Raw genomic sequence first — 22,632 nt, 5'->3', positions numbered from 1 at the left:
TCCTGATTTGAGGAACGCTCTGTGAACAGACGACGCGAGCCTTTAAGCCATCCGCAAGACATAGTTGCGGAAAACAATGAGGGACAAGCGCGCGTGCGGCAATTCTAAAGAGCCTCCGAACTGTAGTGCAAGCAATATTTCGAATCATGAGACTCAATCTCATAATGCGGAAAAATGCTGCAACGCACCGTGGGACAAGGACTTTTTGATGGTCTCGTTGGTGTCCTTGCGATCAATTGCGGGCCTTTTCAAGACTTTTTACGCCATTTAACAGTGTGGCGCTGCGTTACAATTGCGCGCATGTTGACCGAACGGCTTTTCGCACGCTCGGCGCGATCGCGGGGCAAACCCAACGACTCGGCGCCGACCCGCTGGCACCACGGACCGTGGTGGTCGAACTCGTACTTGCTGACCCCACTGATCTCGATCCTGGTGTTCCTCGTCGTGATGAGCCTGATCTTGTGGAGTCTCAACCGGCGCGAACAGCAACAACAGGAAGACACGCTCTACCGTAACGTGGCTTGGGCGCAGCAGCAAATCAGGCTTTCCATGACTGGCGCGCAGGAGCAGATCCAGGCACTGGCTCGCGACATCGCGAGTGGCCACGGAGACCCGGCGTCGTTCCAGAGTTCCACGGGCGACATCATGCAGGGGCATCCCGAGATCCTCTACATGAACTGGTACACGGCGCAACATAAGCCGCGCTGGCCGAATACGCCGCTGCCTATCCTCGGTTCACGGCTTGCCAAGCCCACCGACGCGCAGATGGACGACGCCGTTCAGTCAGCCTTCGATGAAGCCCGCACCAGCCGCCGTCAGGTTTACTCCCCGCTTCTATACGACGATTTAGGCAACGGCTACATCACGTTGCAGACGCCGGTTTATCGCGACCGCGATTTCCTCGGGTCCATTGCGGCGGTGTTTTCCATCGAAGGGATTCTCAAGCACGACATCCCCAGCGAACTCTCCGCGAAGTACAAGATTTCGATCACCGACCTGAACAATCGCGAGCTCGCGACCACTTCCAGCCGGCCGCGTCTGCCGCGCGACATGTTCTACGACCTGCCGCTCGATCCACCGGGCCAAGGGGTGTCGGTACGCGTTTATTCGTATCCGCAACTCACGAACTTCACCAACAACACGCTTGTCTGGCTCGTCGCCGGTTTGTCATGTTTTGTGTTGTGGAGTTTGTGGAGCCTGTGGAAACACACGCGGCAACGCTTTGAGGCGCAACAAGCGCTCTACGCCGAGGCGTTCTTCCGCCGCGCGATGGAAAACTCCGTGCTGATCGGCATGCGCGTGCTCGACATGCACGGCCGGATCACGCACGTGAATCCCGCGTTTTGCCGGATGACCGGCTGGGACGAAAGCGATCTCGTGTCCAAAGTGGCGCCCTTTCCGTACTGGCCGAAAGACGCGTATCCGGAAATGCAGCGGCAACTGGACATGACCTTGCGCGGCAAGGCGCCCTCGTCCGGCTTCGAATTGCGCGTGCGCCGCAAGGACGGTTCGTTCTTCCACGCGCGGCTTTATGTGTCGCCGCTGATTGATAGTTCGGGCCGCCAGACCGGCTGGATGTCGTCCATGACCGACATCACCGAGCCGCGCCGCGCCCGCGAAGATCTCGCCGCCGCGCACGAACGCTTTACCACCGTGCTCGAAAGTCTCGACGCGGCCGTATCCGTGCTCGCTGCCGACGAAGCCGAACTGCTGTTTGCAAACCGCTATTACCGGCACTTGTTCGGGATTCGCCCGGACGGTCATCTCGAACTGGCTGGTGCGGGATTCGATACCGCGCAGACGTCGTCGGACTCCATCGATATGGTCGATACCTACGCCGGCCTGCCCGCTACCGCGTTGACCGAAAGCACATCGGATGCGCAAGAAGTGTATGTGGAGAGCATCCAGAAGTGGTTCGAAGTTCGCCGCCAATACATTCAGTGGGTGGACGGTCACCTCGCACAGATGCAGATCGCCACCGACATCACCACGCGCAAGCAGGCGCAGGAACTCGCCGATCAGCAGGAAGAAAAGCTGCAGTTCACCAGCCGTTTGATGACGATGGGCGAAATGGCCTCGTCGCTGGCGCACGAGCTGAACCAGCCTTTGGCCGCAATCAACAACTATTGTTCGGGGTGCGTCGCGCTGGTCAAATCGGGCCGCATGACGCAGGAAGCGTTATTGCCGGTGCTTGAAAAAACGGCGCAGCAAGCGGTGCGCGCTGGCATGATCATCAAGCGCATTCGCGAATTCGTGAAACGCAGCGAACCGAAACGGCAGCCTACTCGCGTGGCGGATATCGTTGCGGACGCTGTTGGCCTGGCGGAAATCGAAGCGCGTAAACGCAAGATTCGCATTCTCACCGAGATCCGCTCGCGCATGCCGGTGATCCATGTGGATCCGGTTCTGATCGAGCAAGTGCTCGTGAACTTGCTGAAAAACGCCGCGGAAGCCATGCACGATGCCAAGCCGAACGCCGTCGATCCCGTGATCCGCGTGGTCGTGCAGCGCGTGGACGGCGGGTTTGTCTGCGTGAGCGTGGTGGACCAGGGGCCGGGTGTGGACGAAGCCACGGCGGAACGCCTGTTTGAACCCTTCTACAGCACCAAGTCCGATGGCATGGGCATGGGCTTGAACATTTGCCGATCGATCATTGAATCGCATCGTGGACGTCTTTGGGTGGTGAACAATATCGATGCCTCGGGCAACGTTACGGGCGCCACATTCCATTGCAGTTTGCCAATCGGAGAAGCCGATGGTCCAGGCAGTAGCGGATCGGAAGCTCTCAGTCATCAACCCACACAACAAACTGTTACGGGAGAGCTATGAGCACAGTCACCACTCAGGAAACCGTCTTTGTCGTCGACGACGATGAAGCCGTGCGTGATTCTTTGCGCTGGCTGCTTGAAGCCAATGGCTACCGCGTCTCGTGCTTTGCGAGCGCTGAAGCGTACCTCGATGCGTACCTCCCGATCGCCCATTCAGGCGCGATCTCGTGCCTGATCCTGGACGTTCGGATGTCGGGCATGAGCGGTCTCGAGTTGCAGGAACGGCTGATCGCGGAAAATTCGCTGCTGCCGATCATCTTCGTGACGGGTCACGGCGACGTGCCCATGGCCGTCTCGACCATGAAGAAGGGCGCGATGGATTTCATCGAAAAGCCATTCGATGAAGCCGAGTTGCGCAAGCTGGTTGAACGCATGCTGAACAAGGCGCGTACCGAGAGTTCCAGCGTGCAGCAGCAGCGTGCTGCGGCTGAGCGGCTGGGCAAGCTGACGGCGCGTGAGCATCAGGTTCTGGAGCGCATTATCGCGGGCCGCCTGAACAAGCAGATCGCCGATGATCTTGGTATCAGTATCAAGACGGTTGAAGCGCACCGCGCGAATATCATGGAGAAGCTTTCCGTGAACACGGTTGCGGATTTGCTCAGGCTGGCACTGTCCAACAAGCCGCAGGCGCAAGCTCAGTAAGATCTCATCGTTTTTTCTCTGCGCCGGGGGCATAGTTTGTCCCTCGGCCGTACGTGTTTTCGTTTCGGCCGTACGAGCGCGGAGTCATGGTTCATCCGCAACGCTTCTTTGCCGCTCGGCCGCAAGCTGAACCGGTTATTCCTCCAAGTACCTCCCCCGCTCGTCCGCGCCAGCAAAAATCCCCGTCCGGTATAATTAAAAACCGACCGCAACGCCGCGCCACGCTGTCGCAACAGGCCTCCTGCGACCCTGCGCCCTCAAGAAAATCAGCGGATTTCTCCTCCGCCCAGACCTCCTATGACTGCCCAAATCATCGACGGCAATGCCCTCTCCAAGACCCTTCGCGCCGATGTCGCCACGCGTGCCGCCGCCCTGACCGCACGTGGCCAGCAACCCGGCCTGGCGGTCATTCTCGTGGGCGAAAATCCGGCCAGCGAGGTTTACGTCCGCAATAAGGTAAAAGCCTGTCAGGACAACGGTTTGCATTCGGTATTCGATCGTTTCCCGTCCACGCTGACCGAAAGCGAATTGCTGACGAGGCTCGACGACCTGAACAACGACCCGAACGTACACGGCATCCTGGTGCAACTTCCGTTACCGAAACATATCGATAGCCACAAGGTGATCGAAGCCATTGCTCCCGCCAAGGACGTCGATGGTTTCAACGTCGAAAACGCCGGTGCGCTGATGACCGGAAAACCGCTGTTCCGCCCGTGCACGCCCTACGGCGTCATGAAGATGTTCGAAGCGCATAAGATCGCGCTGGAAGGCGCGAATGCTGTCGTGATCGGGCGCTCGAACATCGTCGGCAAGCCAATGGCCATGCTGCTGCTCGAAGCCGGCGCCACGGTCACCATCACGCACAGCAAAACGCGCGATCTGGCCGCGCTGACGCGCAACGCGGATGTAGTCGTCGCGGCAACCGGCCGGCGCAATATCCTGACCGCCGACATGGTCAAACCCGGTGCAACCGTGATCGACGTCGGCATGAATCGCGACGAGAACGGCAAACTCTGCGGCGATGTGGATTTCGCGGGCGTGAAAGAAGTCGCCGGTTTCATCACACCCGTGCCGGGCGGCGTCGGGCCGATGACCATTACCATGCTGCTGGTGAATACCATCGAAGCGGCTGAACGCGCGATGCAGCAAGATCGGGATTAAAACCGTCGGGCGAACACGCCGATCGGGTAAATCACCGCCTTAGCCAGAATCGATTTGAGAATCGGCAAAGACGTCCCCACAATAGAGAAAGCGCATTCGTTGAAATCGCGCGCTGCGTCAGACGCTATGTCGGGCGCGGCGTTACATTCATCGTCGCATCCATTTTTATCCGAGACCGGGAGAGTCATGTCCAGTTCGACACCATCGAATACCGCGAATCCAGCGAATCAGGCTCAGACCCAAGCCACAGGCAACCCCCTGCTCGACTTCTCCGACTTGCCCCGTTTCAACGACATCAAGCCGGAACACGTCACGCCCGCGCTCGACGTCCTGCTCGCCGATGCAAAAGCCGCCGTCGATCACGCCAGCGCACCCGAAACGCCGGCTACGTGGCGAGACATTGTGGAAAGCGTGGAACGTGCGAGCGAGCGGCTGTCGCGTGCGTGGGGCGTGATCGGCCACCTGAACGCCGTCGCCGACACCCCCGAATTGCGCGCCGCGCACGCCGAAAATTTGCCGCGCGTGACGGAGTTCTCCGCGAGCGTCGGGCAGAATCTGGCGCTCTATGAGAAATACAAGGCGATTGCTGCGGGTGAAGAGCACGCGTCGCTGTCCGTCGAGCAGAAGAAAATGCTCAGCAACGAGTTGCGCGGTTTCCGTCTGTCGGGCGCCGAGTTGCCCGAAGATAAAAAACCCCGTTTTGCGCGCGTTCAGGAAGAACAGGCGGCGTTATCGAAGGCATTCTCCGATCACGTCCTTGATGCCACCAACGCGTTTTCGTACGTCGTCACCAAGGAAAGCGAACTTGCTGGTTTGCCGGAAGACGTAAACGAAGCGGCCCGCGAAGCCGCGCAGAAAGAAGGCGTTGAGGGCTGGAAGTTCACGCTGCATTTCCCTTCGTATTTCCCGGTCATGCAGTACGCGGAGCATCGGCCGCTGCGTGAAGCGATGTATCGCGCGTATGTGACGCGCGCGTCCGAACTGGGCGCGAACTACGGCAACGGCAAGGCCGAATGGGACAACACGGCGAACGTCGTCGAACAGTTGAAACTGCGTGCCGAAGAAGCGCATGCGCTCGGGTATCAGAACTTTGCTGAAGTATCGCTTGCGCCGAAGATGGCCGAATCGCCGGCGCAAGTGGTCGCGTTCCTCGAGGACCTCGCCCTGCGCGCGCGCCCGCACGCGGAAAAAGACTGGATGGAATTGCGTGCGTTCGCCGCGACTGAGCTTGGCATGCCGGAATTGCAGCCGTGGGATTCGACGTTCGCCGCCGAACGCCTGCGCCAGCAGCGATATTCGTTCTCGGAAAACGAAGTGAAGCAGTATTTCCCGCAAGAGGCCGTGCTGAAGGGTTTGTTCAAGGTCACGGAGACGCTGTTTGGCGTGAGCATCCGTCGCGATGAAGCCGCGGTCTGGAATCCGGAAGTACGTTTTTTCCGCGTCGAAAACAAGGACGGTTCGCTTGTCGCGCAGTTCTATCTGGACCTGTACGCGCGCGAAGGCAAACGCGGCGGCGCCTGGATGGACGACGCTCGTTCACGCCACAAACGCCGTGAAGGCGGTGTACAGACGCCCGTCGCGTATCTGACGTGCAACTTTTCTGCACCCGTTGGCGGCAAGCCCGCGTGCTTTACGCACGACGAAGTCATCACGCTGTTCCATGAATTCGGCCACGGCTTGCATCACATGCTGACGCGCGTCGATGAACTCGGAGTGTCGGGAATTAACGGCGTGGAGTGGGATGCCGTTGAACTGCCGTCGCAGTTCATGGAGAACTTCTGCTGGGAGTGGGACGTACTCACCGACATGTCCGGGCACGTGGACACGGGCGCCACGCTGCCGCGCGAACTCTTCGACAAGATGCTGGCCGCGAAGAACTTTCAGAGCGGTCTGGGCACGTTGCGCCAGATCGTGCTTTCCATGTTCGATATCCAGCTTCACAGCGACTACGATCCGGCCGGCGCGACTAACGTCAACGACTTTGCTCGTGAAATCAACGAGCGCTTCCACGTTGTGCCGCAAGCGCCCTTCTCCCGTTGGACCAATACCTTCACGCATATTTTCGCGGGTGGGTATGCCGCCGGGTATTACAGCTACAAATGGGCGGAAGTGTTGTCGGCGGATGCGTACGCGGCATTCGAAGAGGCCGCGAAGCTTGCCGGTGGATCGGTGCTCGATGCGACAACGGGCATTCGGTATCGTCGGGAAATTCTCGAGGTGGGCGGCAGCCGGCCAGCGATGGACTCGTTCAAGGCATTCCGCGGACGGGAACCGAATATCGATGCGCTGCTGCGGCATAACGGCATGTCGCCGGAGACTGCACATTGAGGTCAGGATGGCGGCGACGCTGTTTGCATGATTGAAGAAGACCGTTCCAGCGCGAGTTGGAACGGTTTTTTTATGCGGCTATCTTGCGGTCTTATCAGGCCGCTCTTTACCGATCCAGCCGAAAATTCACTTCCTCCGGCCGCCCTTGCAGGCTGAGTTTCGCCCGCATGGCAGGCGCGCGGCTAACTACCTTGCCTCGACGAAGCACAGCCGTACGCGCTGCACGCAATCGAATGGCTTCCACAGGATCACGGGCATCCAGCAGCACGCAATCCGCATTGTTGCCCACGGCAATTCCGTACCCTTCGATACCCAGGATCTTCGCCGGCGTTGTCGTGACCGCCTCGAACGCGGCGCGCATTGCGTCAATGCCCGTCATTTGCGCGACGTGCAATCCCATGTGCGCCACTTCCAGCATGTCGCCGGAGCCTAGGCTATACCACGGGTCCATCACGCAGTCGTGGCCGAACGCAACGTCCACGCCTGCAGCGATTAACTCCGGCACGCGCGTCATGCCTCGACGTTTTGGGTAGGTATCGGCGCGACCTTGAAGCGTGATGTTGATCAGCGGATTCGCGATCGCGGCCACGCCGGAATCGCGAATCAACGGGATCAGCTTGCTCACATAGTAGTTGTCCATTGAATGCATCGACGTGAGATGCGAACCCGTGACGCGTCCCTGCAAACCCAAGCGATGCGTCTCCGCCGCCAACGTTTCTATATGACGCGACATCGGGTCATCTGACTCGTCGCAATGCATGTCCACGCGCAGCCCCTTCTCCGCCGCGAACTCGCAAAGGATACGCACGGACTCGGCACCATCGGACATCGTGCGTTCGAAGTGCGGAATTCCGCCGACAACATCCACGCCCATCGAGATAGCACGCTTAAGGTTCTCAAAAGCGCCCTTGCTGCGCAAAACACCGTCCTGCGGGAACGCAACGAGTTGCAAGTCCAGATACGGCTTCACGCGCCGCTTCACTTCCAGCAACGCTTCGACGGCAAGCAGACGCGGATCGCACACATCCACGTGCGAGCGGATCGCGAGCAGGCCACGCGCGACGGCCCAGTCGCAATACTGCATCGCCCGATCGATCAGTGCTTCCTGCGTCAGCTCGGGCTTCAGTTCACCCCATAACGCGATTCCCTCCAGCAGCGTGCCCGACGCGTTCACGCGCGGCAATCCGTAGGACAGCGTGGCATCCATGTGGAAATGCGCATCGACGAACGGCGCGGTGACAAGACAGCCCGCTGCATCAATTTCCTCCGGAGCGCTCGCCGCGAGCTGCGGCTCAATGGCAGCAAAACGGTCTCCTTCAATTCCGATGTCCACCAGATCGCGGGAATGCGCAAGCGTTGCGCGTCGAATGACCAGGTCCATGGGGTTGTCCTCTTTCCAAGTGTTTCGATGATTGTAGCGGGACAGAAAGCACGATTTTCGGTGTGCTGGCGACGTTAGCCATTTGGTCGACTGCACCAGGCTTCGCCGATCGATCACAGTTGACACTCCATTCGCACGAAGGACGGCGTGTATAGCCCCCTTCGAGTCTCCTCCAATGCTCAGTTGCGCGTGATCAAGTTCAAGTCAGATCAAATCAACCCGTTCCATTGATGTCTTGAGCTTTCGTATCCAATAGGATACAGTTCATCAAGGCATCCCATTTAACGCTCTTTGGGATCCACACGCATGACGAACACAATCAATCAACGCACGACTTTTCGGTCTGGCTGTTGGGCGTGACTGATGTGTTGGCAAGAGCCGCCATCCTGGTTCGGATCAAACGCGCCGCGTTGGGAAATTTCGGCGATTGTCATGACGTCGGCGGCAGTGTGTGGGAAATGCGAATACACACCGGCGCGGGCTGTCGTGTGTATTACGTGCGTGACGGCTTGACGGTTTATCTACTGTTGCCCGGAGGAAGCAAGCAAGGGCAGGCATTGGATATCGCCCGAGCGAAGGCCATGTGGCAACGAATCAGACAGGAACGGAAATGAACCCGACTCACATTTCAGCTTTCGACGCATCCGATTATCTCGATAGCGAAGAGGCCATCGCGGCCTATCTGAACGAGGCGCTCGCCACGGGCGACCCCGACATTCTCCTGGCGGCTTTTGCCGATATCGTGAAAGCGCGCGGCATGTCCAAAGTTGCCTCCGAAGCCGGCGTGCAACGCGAGAGCCTGTACAAGTCGCTGGCTGAAGGCGCGAAGCCCCGATTTGAAACCATCCAAAAAGTTGCCGCTGCGTTGGGAGTGAAACTGGTCGCCGTACCTGTGCATCAATGACGCCCTTCGCGTTGCGGGCTCATGATCTGCGGCTCAGGTAAGCTTCGCCCAAGCCTTAATTAATCGAGCCTCAGCTTATAGCGCTGAAAGGCCAACAACCGGCTACAGATCCACGCCTATGGCTCATCACTGACGAGAGTCAATCTCTGCACTAATCAAATGAAAATTGCCACTTGGAACGTCAACTCTCTCAAGGTCCGCCAACAGCATGTCATCGACTGGCTGGCAACGAGCGGCGTCGACGTGCTGTGCTTGCAGGAACTCAAGCTCACCGACGACAAATTCCCCGTCGCTGAACTCGCGGCCGTTGGCTACAAAAGCTGGTTCGCCGGGCAGAAGACCTATAACGGCGTCGGCATTCTCGTACGTGACAGCCTGGCGGTCGACGAAACCACGATCGTTCGCAACATTCCGGCATTCGAGGATCCGCAGCAACGCGTGATTGCCGTGACCGTCGGAGGCGTGCGAATCATCTCGGCCTATTTCCCCAACGGCCAGGCGCCGGGAACCGAAAAGTTCGCCTACAAGATGCGATGGCTGGAAGCACTTCGGGACTGGATCGAAGGCGAGATGAAGACGTATCCGCAACTCGCGCTTCTAGGTGACTACAACATTGCACCGGAAGATCGCGACGTCCACGACCCGAAAGCGTGGGAAGGCCAGAACCTCGTCTCGCCTGAAGAGCGCGCGCATTTCGTGCAGTTGATCGAACTCGGTCTCACTGACACCTTCCGTATGTTCGAGCAGCCTGAGAAGCTTTACACGTGGTGGGATTATCGGATGCTCGGGTTCCGGCGTAACGCGGGACTGCGCATCGATCACATTCTGGTCACGGCAGAACTCGCCGCGCGGTGCACAGCGTGCGAAGTGGACAAAGTGCCGAGAAAGTGGGAGCAGCCGTCGGATCACGCGCCAGTGATCGCAACGATTAACTGAGGAGTCGGGAACGGCGAGTGATCGCGGAAACTATGCCAAGCGCGTAGGCGACTGCGTTATGCCTTGCCTGCAACTTGGGGCTTGAGGCTGCTGTCTGGAAGAACCGTTGCGAGGGCGTCGTCAGACGCCCTCCGCTACTCACCTCAAGCGTCCAGATGCAGCTCCTGAATCTTGCGCGTGATCGTATTGCGCCCGATCCCCAGCCGCTCGGCCGCTTCCACCTTCCGGCCCCGCGTGAAGTCCAACGCCTCGCGAATCACGGCAGCTTCAAAGCGGCGCGCGAGTTCGTCCATGACATCGGCGGTATTCTCGCGCAGTAATCGTGCGACTTCGGTCCGCAAGCCATTTTCCCAAACGCTTGCGGGAACGCCCGCAGGCGGCGTACCAAGCGAAGCCGGCAAACCGCCGACACCACCCGAAAGCGCCGAATTCGACCCGCCGCCGTTTTCCGCCGCAGACGCCGTCAACGCAGTGCTTTCGCCAGCGTATTCCTGAGTCGGCGTGAGATCCGGCGGCAAATCCTTTTGCTCAATCGTTTGCGCCGGCGCCATCACAGTCAGCCAGTTACACAGGTTTTCGAGTTGCCGCACGTTGCCGGGAAACGGCAGCGATGCCAAAAACCCAAGCGCATCTTCCGATACACGCTTCGGCTCCACGCCTAGATCACGTGCGCTTTTCTGCAGGAAATGTCGCGTAAGTAGCGGAATGTCTTCACTGCGCTCGCGCAACGCAGGTAAGCGCAAGCGAATCACGTTAAGCCGGTGATACAAGTCCTCTCGAAACAGCCCTTGCCGCACACGCGATTCAAGGTTCTGATGCGTCGCCGCGATCACGCGAACATTCGCTTTCAACGGGTTGTGGCCGCCTACGCGATAAAACTGCCCATCGGATAACACGCGTAACAGACGCGTCTGCAGATCGAACGGCATGTCGCCGATTTCATCGAGAAACAAGGTTCCGTTTTCAGCTTGCTCGAAGCGCCCCTGCCGCATTGCCTGCGCACCCGTGAACGCGCCGCGCTCGTGACCGAACAGCTCGGACTCAAGCAGATCCTTTGGGATCGCGGCGGTGTTCAATGCTATGAACGGGCCGTTCGCGCGCGGGCTATGTCGGTGCAGCGCGCGCGCAACAAGCTCCTTTCCGGTGCCTGATTCGCCCGTGATGAGCACAGTGGCGGCGGAATGTGACAGACGGCCAATTGCGCGAAACATGTCCTGCATCGCTGGCGCCTGCCCGAGCATTTCAGGTGTTTCGGTGACGCTATTGTCGTAGGCCGCTTCACCGCGCATGCTTTCATCGACGGCGCGGCGGATCAGTTCAACCGCCTTGTCGACGTCGAACGGCTTCGCCAGATACTCAAACGCGCCGCCTTGGAACGCAGCCACGGCGCTGTCGAGATCGGAGAACGCCGTCATGATGATGACCGGCAAACCGGGCAACTTGTCGCGCACGGTTTGCAGCAATTCGAGTCCGGAACCGCCTGGCATGCGGATGTCGGACACAAGTACTTGCGGACTCTCCTGTTCGAGCGCAGTCAGCGCGTCCCGGACGCCGGAAAAACTGCGCGTAGCGAAGTTCTCTCTTGCGAGCGCTTTTTCAAGCACCCAGCGGATGGATTGGTCGTCGTCTACTATCCAGATCGGCTTCATATAGTTCGGCGAGATGTCTTCGTGTGGTTCGGTTTAAGCCCGTCGAAACGGTCAGGCGCTCTAGCGCTTTTCAAAATGTCGATGAACCCTCGTAATCGATCCTTAACTCCATGCTTCGGTGCGTCGATCGTTCATCGGTGTCCGGTCAGCCTTCGAACGGCAACAAGATGGTGAACTCGGTGCAACCGGGCTTGCTTTCCACTTCGATCAACCCATCGTGCTGCTGCACGAAAGTCTGAGCGAGCGTAAGACCCAGTCCACTTCCATCTTCCCGCCCGGACACGAGCGGATAAAAAATCCGGTCGCGTATCTCTTCCGGGATGCCGGGACCGTTGTCAGTGATATGCAAGTCCAGTGCCAGTTTGTGCAGGCGCTTGCCGATTGTCACTTTGCGCGCAATGCGCGTACGTAGTTCGATACGCGCATCGCCTTGTGAAATGCGTTCGCGCAACGCTTCCGCCGCATTACGCACGATGTTTAGCAATGCCTGGATGAGCTGCTCTTTGTCGCCTCGCAAGTCGGGCACGCTCACGTCGTAATCGCGATCAAGCGTAAGGCCACGCGGAAACTCCGCGAGAATCACAGCGCGCACGCGTTCGCATACTTCGTGAATGTTCACGTCACCAACAATATGCGGATGCCGATGCGGCTCAAGCAATCGGTCCACCAGTGTTTGCAGCCGATCCGATTCCTTGATGATCACCTGCGTGTACTCGCGCAACTCGTCGCGTTCACGCGCGCCTAACTCAAACTCGAGTAGTTGCGCTGCGCCTCGAATGCCGCCAAGCGGATTTTTGATCTCATGCGCGAGGTTGCGAATCAGTTGCTTGTTGACCGCGGTGAGATCATGAATACGCTCTTCGCGGTCGGTCTTCAAATGCCGCTCGTTCTCGAATAGCTCGAGCAGCACGTAATTCGGTGCAACTTCCAGATACGCGACTATCGCGTGAACATGCAGCGGCTCGCGGCCGGGACGTTCGAGCACGGCGTCAAGATGCGTTGCGTTGAAACGATGATCGGCAATCGACGCAATGGTCGTCACCAGTTCGTCTGCATTGGCGAACAGTTCGGGCCATGAGGTTTGAGCCAGTTGCTTGCGCGAGCGCTCGAGCATGGCTTCGGCCGACGGATTCGCGAATGCGATCTTGAGGCTCGACTTGTCGAGCACAAGTACGACCGTGGGCAGTGCTTCCATGCCCGGCAGCAAATGCGTAGCGACGAGCGTGGCGTCGTCGGACAACGAATTGTCGGGAGGACTCTTTCTCGCCTTGATGAGATTCTTGAGAACCATCGTGCAGTGAGACCCCGTCTTTAAGACCCCGTCTTGAAACTTGTCAGGAGAAGTGCCGGCGATTAAAAAAAGGGACGGCACGCCGTCCCTTTTTGATCATCCGATACTCCTGCTTCGCGTCACGCAACGCACTTCTCCGTAAGACAGCGAACGAAGAAGCGCGTGCGCCATGCAACGCGCTTTACAGCGAGTAGTACATTTCGAACTCGATCGGATGCACAGCCTGGCGATAGCGCTGCAATTCATTCGTCTTCAGTTCGATATACGCGTCGAGCATGGAGTCGGTGAACACGCCGCCGACCGTCAGGAACTCACGATCAGCGTTAAGCGCGTCCAGCGCTTCGTCGAGGCCGGCACACACGGTCGGGATCTTTGCATCCTCTTCCGGCGGCAGGTCGTACAGGTTCTTATCGGCAGCTTCGCCCGGATGGATCTTGTTCTGCACGCCATCCAGCCCGGCCATCATCAGTGCCGAGAAGCACAGGTACGGGTTCGCCATCGGATCCGGGAAACGCGTTTCGATACGGCGGCCCTTCGGGTTGGACACGTGCGGAATGCGGATCGAAGCCGAACGGTTTTTCGCCGAGTAGGCGAGCTTCACCGGTGCTTCGAAGTGCGGCACGAGACGCTTGTACGAGTTCGTCGACGGGTTCGTGATTGCGTTCAGCGCGCGAGCATGCTTGATGATGCCGCCGATGTAGAACAACGCGAATTCCGACAGGCCTGCATATCCGTCGCCGGCAAACAGGTTCTTGCCGTCCTTCCAGATCGACTGGTGAACGTGCATACCCGAACCGTTGTCGCCCACGACCGGCTTCGGCATGAACGTAGCCGTCTTGCCGTACGTGTGCGCCACGTTATGGACGATGTACTTGAGTTGCTGCGTCCAGTCGGCGCGTTGAACCAGCGTCGAGAACTTCGTGCCGATTTCGTTCTGGCCCTGGCCCGCCACTTCGTGGTGGTGCACTTCGACCGGAATGCCAATTTGCTCAAGCAACAGGCACATTTCCGAACGGATGTCCTGGAACGTGTCAACCGGGGCAACCGGGAAATAACCGCCCTTCGTGCCCGGACGATGACCCGTGTTGCCGCCTTCGAATTCCATCGACGAAGACCACGGTGCTTCTTCCGAACCGATCTTGACGAAGCAACCCGACTGATCTGCACTCCAGCGAACCGAGTCGAAAATGAAGAATTCAGGTTCCGGACCGAAGAAAGCGGCGTCGCCCAGACCCGAGCTCTTCAGATAGGCTTCAGCGCGCTTTGCCAGCGAACGCGGATCGCGTTCGTAGCCTTTGCCATCCGCCGGTTCCACCACGTCGCAGGACATCACGAGCGTCGACTCTTCATAGAACGGGTCGATGAACGCGGTATCCGCATCCGGGATCAGCAGCATGTCCGACGCTTCGATGCCCTTCCAGCCGGCGATAGACGAACCATCGAAAGCGTGGCCGCTTTCAAACTTGTCTTCGTCGAATGCCGAAACCGGCACCGAAACGTGTTGTTCTTTACCGCGCGTGTCGGTGAAACGGAAGTCGACAAACTTGACGTCCTCGTCCTTGACGAGTTGCATGACGTCGGCCACGGATTTGCTCATTACCTATCTCCTGATTAACAAAAGTCGACGAACTCAATTCGCCGCCTAACCGATTCGAAACCATCGGTAGAGTCGAAAGCAGCTTCCATGCCAAGTGCACCAGTATTGCGCTAAGCAATTGAAGCTGCGCGCTTTTTCGGGGAAGCACCACCACCCTTCAAGGGGCTTACTCGATCAAAACCGCATTGTCATGCACATATTCGGTGCATCGAAAACTGAGACCCGTAACGTTAGCACCGATTCGGGGCAATTCAAATGCCTCGCACCAGTCCGATGCGTTCTACCACCCAGCCGACCGCGCATGATCGAAGCGCCGACAGCACGCTAGAATGCCTGATTAAAATGTCCGATTGGAGACCTCGTCCATGAGCACGCTCGAGCAGTTGTACGCCCAGGCCACGCAACGCGCCGTTCAAGACCAGTTGCCCTACGCGGGCGCCATTCTGCCCGCGGAGGCTTTCGAACTTCTTCAGCTCGATCCTTCCGTTCGCCTGGTCGATGTGCGCACGCGTGCCGAGCTCGATTGGGTTGGCCGTCCGGCCATTGACACCGCCCAGTACTCGCACGTTGAGTGGATCCAATACCCCGGCTCTGTCCCAAACGCAGCGTTTATGGAGCAGTTGCGCGAAGTGACCTCGCCCGACACCCCCGTCCTGTTCCTCTGCCGTAGCGCCGCGCGGTCGAAACTCGCCGCGGTCCTAGCTCACAAGGAGGGTTTTACCAAAGCTTTCGACCTGCTCGAAGGCTTTGAGGGCGACAAGGACGGCCAGGGACATCGCAAAACCGTATCCGGCTGGTGCTTTCGTGGCCTGCCCTGGATCGGCGCTTGAATCCTCTGAATGCCGGGGCGACTCCGTGACTTGAGTGGCTTAAGCCGCTGCGCCCGGTTCAATCTCCACTATCTCGCCGCCGAGCGCCGCCACACCCTCACGTAACCGGGCAAACGCGGCGTTCGCCGCTTCCGGCTCACCTTTGACACCCAGATCAATGTGAGCACGCCCGTAAATCTCCCCGCGCGTCGCGTCGCCGACGCTTGGCAAGCTGAACACGCGCACCCCCGCGAAATCGCGCTCGATTGACTCCATCAACGGCGTGATGCGTGATTCCGGTAGACCGAACACCAATACTGAACGCTCTACATAAGGCGTTGCGTGGTGAAGGTCCGCGAATTTCGTGTCCAGCACCCATTCAATCATTGGCCATGCCATGACAGGAAAGCCAGGCACGAAATGAATGTTCCCGACCGAGAAACCAGGGATCCGGTTATAGCTGTTCGGGATAATGCTCGCGCCCTTCGGGAACGTGCCCATGTTCAACCGATGCAGGTTCTCCGGCAAATTGAGATCCGCCGGTTTGTCACCCGCTGTTTCCCTGATCCGCGCCCGAATCAGTTCGGCCGCTTCCGGATGCGACTCAAGCGGCACGCCAAGCGCTGCGGCCGCGCATTGACGCGTGTGGTCGTCGGGCGTCGCACCAATCCCACCCGTTGAAAACACGACATCGCCCGATGCGAACGCGCGCTTGAGCGTAGCCGTGATGCGTTCACGGTCGTCGCCAATATATTCGGCCCACTCCAGCGACAATCCCCTCGCCGACAATAATTCGATAACTTTTGGCAGATGCTTGTCGGTCCTTCGACCGGACAATATCTCGTCGCCAATGATGATCATGCCAAAGCCCATGAATGCTCCCTGATCTTGAAATTAGCCGGAAATTCGGAACTTGGCCGCCGCGCCCGGACCGTTCAATGGAGGCGGCGCAGCGGTAGTTTCCGTCCGCAGGCGCTCCAGCGCATGCAGGCAATAGTGCGCGAACCAAAGCGCCGAAAAAACGAGAATGAATGCGTAGATCCAGATGGTTGCCGCCGCGATGACCGGAAACAAGGGCAGCAGCCACACCGACCACGCCCACAGCATGGTTGGCAACGAACCCAGCAGCCCGCTGATCACGCCGATCCCGAACAACGGCCAGCGCGCACGACGCACGATAGCCCGGCGCTCCTCTGCGCTGGCATGCAACGCGAGTGCGTCGTAAGTCATGACGCGATAAGTCAGCCAGCCCCACAAAACAGGCGGAATGATCGCGAAAAAAGGCGGGATCAGCCACAGCGGCAACGTCACAACCAGCAGAACAAGACATACGCCCGTGGTGATCACTGAATGCCCAAGACTCCCGTACCAGGAACCCCCGCGCCTCATTTCAAGCGACGCGTACTGACGCCGCGTCAGCAGCTTGATCACAGAAGGCATTGAAAGCGTCGCGATGAGCAGCAAAATGGTCACGACAATCAACGGAATCGCCATGATCACGATAAAAAACGGTGCAATCACCGCGTGCAGCGCCGAAAACCCGATCGAATCGAACAAGCGGTACATGGCGGAAGTGAGCGCCCAGCCATCAAGCCAGTTACGCGCGGCGCCTGTCAGCGTTTGCCAGAAAAACCACAGGAGAGCGCCCCATGCAACGGTCGCCACAGCGAACGGCATGAATGTCAGCCACAGCATTCTCGGGTGAAAAGCGTTCGCGAGCGCGCGCACGAACGAACGCAGCAAGTCATTCATGCAAAGGTCGTCTGAAAGGGAAAGAAGACAGGATAAACCACTGAGCGCATGGCGCGCTGCTCGTCCGTTTGGCTAACGCTGCCAGTCAAAACAACTTCGCCGGCTGGAAGCCGGCGAAGTTGTTTTGACGAGGACGGAGACGCAAAAAACTGAGCAGGTTCCAACAAAACACACCCGCTCAGACAGGAGCGCCTGAACGAGCCGGTTTTGATCAAGTATGGCTGCTTAAACGGCGGCTGTGTCCGAATCCGAACCCGGCGCGCTGGTTGCCCGATGTGACGCGATGCGCTCGCCAATGCGCTTGAACGCTAGCCAGTGCTGCTCGAAGAAGCCATCGCCGTAATTGCGTCCGGGTTTGTCGGCAACCGACAGTTGATCGCGAATGCCGGTCGGCTCAAGCTCCCGATTCCACGACACACTTCTGAACATCATGTCCCACCACGGTAGCAGGACGCCAAAGTTGCATCCGTACGTGGTGCCCTCGTGACCATAGCCAATTGCATGGTGCCGCCGATGGAACGTCGGGCTGACAAGCAAGCGCTCGCCAAGCCAGCCGAAGTGCATCCGAATATTCGCGTGCTGCACGCTTTGCATCAGATTAGTGATGGCGACCAGCACCACGAACTGCGACGGTTGTACACCGATCACCAACGCCACAGCGGCGAAAAAGCCTGCTTGCACGATGTTGTCGAGCAGATGATTCCGGTCGTCAGTCCACAGCGACATCTTTTGCTGGCTGTGATGGACCGCGTGCAATTCCCACCAGATGCCAATCCGGTGTTCCATACGGTGATACCAATACCCGGCGAAATCGAGCACGACCAGGTAAATAGCGAACGCGATGATCGGCTGGGAAGTCACGCCCGGCCAAAGATTGTCGAGTTCGATATTGGCGATGTTGTGCAACCGCAGCCAACTTTGAAAGCCATCGAAGAATGGCTGGAACGTGAAGAAAAAGAACAGGTTCAGGATGCCCAGTTTGACGATCCATGTATATAGCGCGTCCACTCGCACGCCTTTCCTGTTCTGCCACCTTTCGGCAGGCCGCAAGGCTTCAAGCGGTCGCAGGATCGCGTACATGATCAGCACTTCGAGCACGCCCACGATCACCCAATAAAGCGCGTCATAGGTGTCTTCGTCGTAACCCATCAGGCCGGCCTTGAACAGAAACGGCTGCACGATGTCGATGTACAGCCACGTCTGCAGCGTTGACACGAACGTGTCGAACAGGGAAAAAATGGAATGAAACATGGTGCTCCGTTACTGTTACCAGGCGCCGCCGTTTCCCTCGCGGCACCTCAAACTTCAATTCAAGCGCTTCTTCGTCCGTCGATCTCAGCCGCCATTCGGGCCTGTCACCGGCGCGCGGTCGAAAAAGTAGATGCCATGCGGAGAACGGCCCACAGCGATTGTCTGGATAAGCTTGCGATTTGTCAGATCAATAATGCCAATCTTCTTCGCAAACCGGAACGTAACCCAAAGATAACGCTTGTCAGCGGAAAGTTCCATATCGTCCGGACCGGGCAGCAAACCCGTGATGTCGCCGACATTCGTCAACGAGTCTTGATCGATGATGCTGATCGTACTCGCAACCCGGTTTGACACCACGACGTGTTTACTGTCCGCCAGCGAGCGGAAGTTGTGCGCGCCATTGCCCGTCTTGATCGTCTTCACGATCTTCTGGTTACGCCAGTCCACCACCGCGACGTAGTCAGCGCCCGTCATGCCCACCAGCAGGTATTTGTCACCCGGGGTCATCCACAGGCCGGCAGGCACTGGCCCGACCTTCATCTTCCATTTCACCGTTTGCGTTGCCAGGTCGATCGCCGCAACTTCGCCGGATACCTGCAGCGAGATGAGCGCCGTCTTGCTGTCATTCGTGAATGCAATGTGGCTAGGCATGACCGCCAGCGGTATGCGCTTGGCGATCGAGATATTCGCGCCGTCGTAACGGTAGATATCCAGCCTGTCGAGTCGCAAGCCGGTCGACACGAACCACTTCTTGTCTGGCGAAAATCCGACTTGATACGGATCCTCGATGTTTTCAACCCAGCGTTGCGGCTTGCCCGTCTTCGGGTCGATGAACATCAGATTGTTCGACACCGAATTCGCCACGATCAGCGACCCGTTGTCGGGCGTCGCCATCAAATGGTGCGGTTCCTTGCCGGTCGGAATGGTCGACACAACCTGGCGAGTCGCTTCGTCGATGAGGCTCAGGGTCGCCTCGCCGGAATTCAGCACGATCACGTTGTTGGCGTAAACCGGTGCGGAGACAGAAAAAGCAACGATTGATGCAGCGGTGGCAGCAGTGGCGCGCGAGAAACAAGTACGGAGAGAATTGCTCATGAAAACCCAGGTCGGAAAATAGCCGTCATTGTAGAACGTTTGCACTGGCCAGAGTGTTGATCCAGAACGGGTTTTTGGCATTTTTCGACATTGACGCCGCAACTGCCCCGGAAGCAGGTCCGAAGCATTTATCGAAGCTGTGTTCCCGGTCCTTCTAGACACAGAATCACATACAAATGGAGCGCGCTGGAATGGAAAAAATACGCAACAAAAAATGACCATTTTTTAGTTTACTTTGCAATCCAAATTATATTTTCTTCACTGCGATCACTTTAGGAAAGATCGTGTATTTCGAAAACACCATAACCGCGATCATCCCGACCTTCTGAGTCCGGACGTAGCAATGCAGGAAGGCTGTCCGACGCCCCAGCGGGCCAGAACTTACGAGGCGGGAGATCCTCGTTCCAAGGAACGATCGCGTCCAAATGCCTCCCTTTACAGCAGGCAGGCATTCACGTGATCGAATCCACCGATCAACCCGACATGTATTTGTCAAATTGTTAGACATCCTTCTTTCATGAATAGAATCTTTAAAGCAGTCTGGAACGAATCAACAGGCACGTGGGTCGCGGCTTCCGAAACGTCGAAGTCGAAGACCAAGCGGTCGTCGGCGCGCAAGCTTGCGATAGTGCAGGCGTTGATAATTGGAGTTGGCAGCCTTGCTGTTGCGTCTGGCGCTCATGCTGCTGACGACTGGGCAGCTGAGGGCACAGGTGCTAACTCCACCATCGTTGGACCTAATGCCTCCACGAATCCGGACAATGCTTCGGGCGAAAATTCGGTCGCGATTGGCTACGCCACGCGCGCGAAAGCTACTGGCGCGACAGCCACCGGTTCCTTCGCTAACGCAAATACGGGCGCCAGCGCGTACGGCATGGGGGCAAATGCGTCGGCAAATGCATCCACGGCTTTGGGTGGCGGAACCTACGCGAGTGGCGACAGCAGTGCCGCAATAGGGACAAAGGCAACATCAGGCGGCGCCCGGTCCGTCGCGGTTGGTGCAGAATCGACGGCCGCCGGAAACAGCGCAACAGCGCTCGGCGACACGGCTTCGGCCGTCGGCGAACAATCGACCGGTATTGGCGCAAACGCGGTTGCAACAGGTGATGGTTCAAATGCCATCGGTGCATCCTCACAGGCGCAGGGAAGTAATGCTATTGCTTTCGGCACGGGTGCAAACGCACAGGCCACTGATTCGGTCGCTATTGGCACCGGTTCTGCTTCAGCGGCAGCAAACGCGGTAGCGCTCGGCGCATTGGCTACTGCGTCGGCAGCCGATGCAATTGCCATTGGCACGTCTGCACAAGCACAGGGCGCAAACTCGATTGCTGCCGGTTACAAGGCTGACGCTCAAGGCGAAAGCGCAGTCGCAGTTGGCAACTCCTCCACCGCGTCCGGCGCCCAGTCAAGTGCGCTTGGCACCAATGCTAATGCTGGCGGCCTCAACGGCGTCGCGGTTGGAGCCTTCGCGAACGCAACTCAGGATAACGCGATCGCCGTGGGCGGTAACTCGGCGGCCGCTGAAAACTCGGTAGCGGTAGGCGCCGGTGCATTGGCGACCAAAACAGAGTCGATCGCCGTCGGCCGTGCTGCAGTTGCCTCAGCAGCCGATGCAATTGCCATTGGCACGTCTGCACAAGCACAGGGCGCAACCTCGTTTGCTGGCGGTTACCAGGCTGTCGCAGCGGGGGAAAGCGCAGTCGCAGTCGGCAACTCCGCCAATGCCGCATTTGAAAACTCCATCGCGATCGGCAATAACGCGATCGCAAACAACGCGAATAGTGTCGCGCTCGGCGCGGGATCGGCAACGACCATCGGCGCTCAATCGGGGTACGCCGCTTATGGTCTGACCGGATCGCAGACGTCAACGGGTGAAGTCAACGTCGGTAGCCGCACGATCAGCGGCGTTGCGCCCGGCGCAGCGGACACCGACGCTGTGAACGTCGCACAGTTGCAGGCCGTCAGTGACCAGACGACCGCGGCAATCGCGAACGCGACCACCGCGTCGGAAGGCGCGGTCAAATACGATCGCAATGCCGACGGCTCAGTCAATCACGACAGCGTGACTCTCGAAGGCACCAGCGGAACGGCGCTTCACAACGTCGCAGCTGGCGTGGAGTCCACCGACGCCGTGAACGTCGGCCAGTTGAACGACGCTATCGGTCAGGTCAACGCGTCAGTTGGCGATGTTGTCAATAACGCCGTGATCGACGCCAGCGACCCCTTATTCAGCGCAGATGGCGATCGCAGCACAGACGCGGCATCAGCCACCGGCACGAAGGCGGTTGCGGTAGGTGCGCAGGCAGTGGCTACGGGCGCTGGCTCGATCGCAATGGGCAGTGGCGCTCAGGCTACAGCCGATAACGCTATGGCGCTCGGTCAAAACGCCGTGGCAAGCGGCACAGGTTCAGTCGCCATGGGCAACGGCGCTCAGGCTTCCGCCGAGAGCACTACAGCAGTCGGCCAGAATTCGGTGGCGTCCGGCGCCGGTGGTGTTGCCTTGGGTAACGGTGCGCAAGCAACTGCCAACAACACAGTAGCACTGGGCCAGAACTCAGTCGCGGATCGTGCGAACACGGTTTCGGTGGGTGCGGCAGGGAGCGAGCGTCAAATCACGAACGTCGCAGCCGGCACGCAAGGCACCGACGCGGTCAACGTGAATCAGTTGAACCAAAGCGCGGGCAGTACGCTCAAGTCGGCCAACGACTACACCGACTCGCAGACCGAAGGTGCTCGTCGTGACGCATACGCCGGCACGGCGGCAGCATTGGCAGTCGCAGGCTTGCCACAAGCGGTATTGCCAGGCCGTGGCATGGTGGCCTTGGGCGGCGGCACTTACGGCGGACAGTCGGCTGTTGCTATCGGGATTTCGCAACTGTCCGAGAACGGCATCTGGGCCTACAAGGTCAGCGGCACGACGAGCACGCGCGGTCAGTTCGGCGTTTCCGTCGGCGCGGGCATGCACTGGTAATTCAGCGCAGTCAGGTAGAGGTAGTGTCGCGGGCGAG

The 22,632-nt window shown here is 58.7% G+C and carries 17 protein-coding genes; 9 read left to right on the top strand and 8 right to left on the bottom strand.

The genetic code is table 11. The features are described from left to right. Positions 1–300: 300 nt before the first annotated feature. The 4 genes from fixL (at position 301) to ACMX25_RS03550 (ending at position 6,959) form a co-directional block, all read left to right on the top strand. Entirely contained in the window at positions 301–2,829 is a 2,529-nt protein-coding gene (gene fixL, locus ACMX25_RS03565; protein WP_414948165.1) for an oxygen sensor histidine kinase FixL, read from the top strand. Further along, entirely contained in the window at positions 2,826–3,470 is a 645-nt protein-coding gene (fixJ, locus tag ACMX25_RS03560) for an oxygen response regulator transcription factor FixJ (RefSeq protein WP_414948164.1), read from the top strand. Before fixL ends, fixJ begins: the two co-directional genes overlap by 4 nt. Positions 3,471–3,767: 297 nt before the next feature. Further along, positions 3,768–4,631, top strand: coding sequence for a bifunctional methylenetetrahydrofolate dehydrogenase/methenyltetrahydrofolate cyclohydrolase FolD (gene folD, locus ACMX25_RS03555; RefSeq protein ID WP_414948163.1), 864 nt, complete (start codon positions 3,768–3,770; stop codon positions 4,629–4,631). Between the two features lie 186 nt (positions 4,632–4,817). Next, positions 4,818–6,959, top strand: coding sequence for a M3 family metallopeptidase (locus ACMX25_RS03550; protein ID WP_414948162.1), 2,142 nt, complete (start codon positions 4,818–4,820; stop codon positions 6,957–6,959). 106 nt (positions 6,960–7,065) lie between these two features. On the opposite strand, the gene ACMX25_RS03545 is transcribed toward ACMX25_RS03550, so the two are convergent. Next, a complete protein-coding gene (locus ACMX25_RS03545) occupies positions 7,066–8,340 on the bottom strand; it encodes an amidohydrolase family protein (RefSeq protein ID WP_414948161.1) in 1,275 nt (424 codons plus the stop codon). A gap of 257 nt (positions 8,341–8,597) precedes the next feature. Here ACMX25_RS03545 and ACMX25_RS03540 point away from each other — a divergent pair, with 257 nt between their 5' ends. From ACMX25_RS03540 to xth, 3 genes are all read left to right on the top strand, one after another. Further along, on the top strand, positions 8,598–8,954 hold the full coding sequence (locus ACMX25_RS03540) for a type II toxin-antitoxin system RelE/ParE family toxin (RefSeq protein WP_414948306.1): 357 nt from the start codon (positions 8,598–8,600) through the stop codon (positions 8,952–8,954). Beyond that, positions 8,951–9,244 (top strand): addiction module antidote protein, encoded by a 294-nt coding sequence (locus ACMX25_RS03535; protein WP_414948160.1) that lies wholly within the window; start codon positions 8,951–8,953, stop codon positions 9,242–9,244. The genes ACMX25_RS03540 and ACMX25_RS03535 overlap by 4 nt, the downstream gene beginning before the upstream one ends. Positions 9,245–9,403: 159 nt before the next feature. Beyond that, positions 9,404–10,180: an exodeoxyribonuclease III gene (gene xth / locus ACMX25_RS03530; RefSeq protein WP_414948159.1), complete on the top strand. Its 777-nt coding sequence runs from the start codon at positions 9,404–9,406 to the stop codon at positions 10,178–10,180. Between the two features lie 143 nt (positions 10,181–10,323). Here xth and ntrC read toward each other — a convergent pair whose 3' ends face one another. From ntrC to glnA, 3 genes are all read right to left on the bottom strand, one after another. Next, the gene (ntrC, locus tag ACMX25_RS03525) at positions 10,324–11,829 is read right to left on the bottom strand and encodes a nitrogen regulation protein NR(I) (RefSeq protein ID WP_414948158.1); all 1,506 of its coding nucleotides are present in this window, start codon (positions 11,827–11,829) and stop codon (positions 10,324–10,326) included. A 145-nt stretch (positions 11,830–11,974) separates the two neighbouring features. After that, positions 11,975–13,120 carry a nitrogen regulation protein NR(II) gene (gene glnL, locus ACMX25_RS03520; RefSeq protein ID WP_414948157.1) on the bottom strand — a complete coding sequence of 382 codons (1,146 nt, stop codon included), beginning with the start codon at positions 13,118–13,120 and terminating at the stop codon, positions 11,975–11,977. Between the two features lie 181 nt (positions 13,121–13,301). Further along, complete coding sequence (gene glnA / locus ACMX25_RS03515; protein ID WP_213763361.1) at positions 13,302–14,717, bottom strand: type I glutamate--ammonia ligase; 1,416 nt, start codon at positions 14,715–14,717, stop codon at positions 13,302–13,304. 365 nt (positions 14,718–15,082) lie between these two features. Between glnA and ACMX25_RS03510 the strand changes: the two genes are divergently transcribed. Beyond that, on the top strand, positions 15,083–15,547 hold the full coding sequence (locus ACMX25_RS03510) for a rhodanese-like domain-containing protein (RefSeq protein WP_414948156.1): 465 nt from the start codon (positions 15,083–15,085) through the stop codon (positions 15,545–15,547). A gap of 39 nt (positions 15,548–15,586) precedes the next feature. Here the strand turns inward: ACMX25_RS03510 and ACMX25_RS03505 are convergent, their stop codons facing one another. The 4 genes from ACMX25_RS03505 to ACMX25_RS03490 all read right to left on the bottom strand — a co-directional run bounded on the left by ACMX25_RS03505 (position 15,587) and on the right by ACMX25_RS03490 (position 19,624). Beyond that, on the bottom strand, positions 15,587–16,399 hold the full coding sequence (locus tag ACMX25_RS03505) for a competence/damage-inducible protein A (protein WP_414948155.1): 813 nt from the start codon (positions 16,397–16,399) through the stop codon (positions 15,587–15,589). 21 nt (positions 16,400–16,420) lie between these two features. Beyond that, positions 16,421–17,278: an EI24 domain-containing protein gene (locus ACMX25_RS03500; RefSeq protein ID WP_414948154.1), complete on the bottom strand. Its 858-nt coding sequence runs from the start codon at positions 17,276–17,278 to the stop codon at positions 16,421–16,423. A gap of 225 nt (positions 17,279–17,503) precedes the next feature. Then, complete coding sequence (locus ACMX25_RS03495) at positions 17,504–18,529, bottom strand: sterol desaturase family protein (protein WP_414948153.1); 1,026 nt, start codon at positions 18,527–18,529, stop codon at positions 17,504–17,506. Between the two features lie 84 nt (positions 18,530–18,613). Beyond that, positions 18,614–19,624, bottom strand: coding sequence for a YVTN family beta-propeller repeat protein (locus ACMX25_RS03490; protein ID WP_414948152.1), 1,011 nt, complete (start codon positions 19,622–19,624; stop codon positions 18,614–18,616). Positions 19,625–20,141: 517 nt separating this feature from the next. Between ACMX25_RS03490 and ACMX25_RS03485 the strand changes: the two genes are divergently transcribed. After that, entirely contained in the window at positions 20,142–22,595 is a 2,454-nt protein-coding gene (locus tag ACMX25_RS03485) for a YadA family autotransporter adhesin (protein ID WP_414948151.1), read from the top strand. The last annotated feature ends 37 nt before the right edge of the window (positions 22,596–22,632 follow it).

It is taken from the genome of Caballeronia eucalypticola (assembly GCF_047608185.1).
Lineage (GTDB): Bacteria > Pseudomonadota > Gammaproteobacteria > Burkholderiales > Burkholderiaceae > Caballeronia.
Note: the sequence above shows the minus strand (reverse complement) of the source record. Positions and strands in the feature narration are given on the sequence as shown.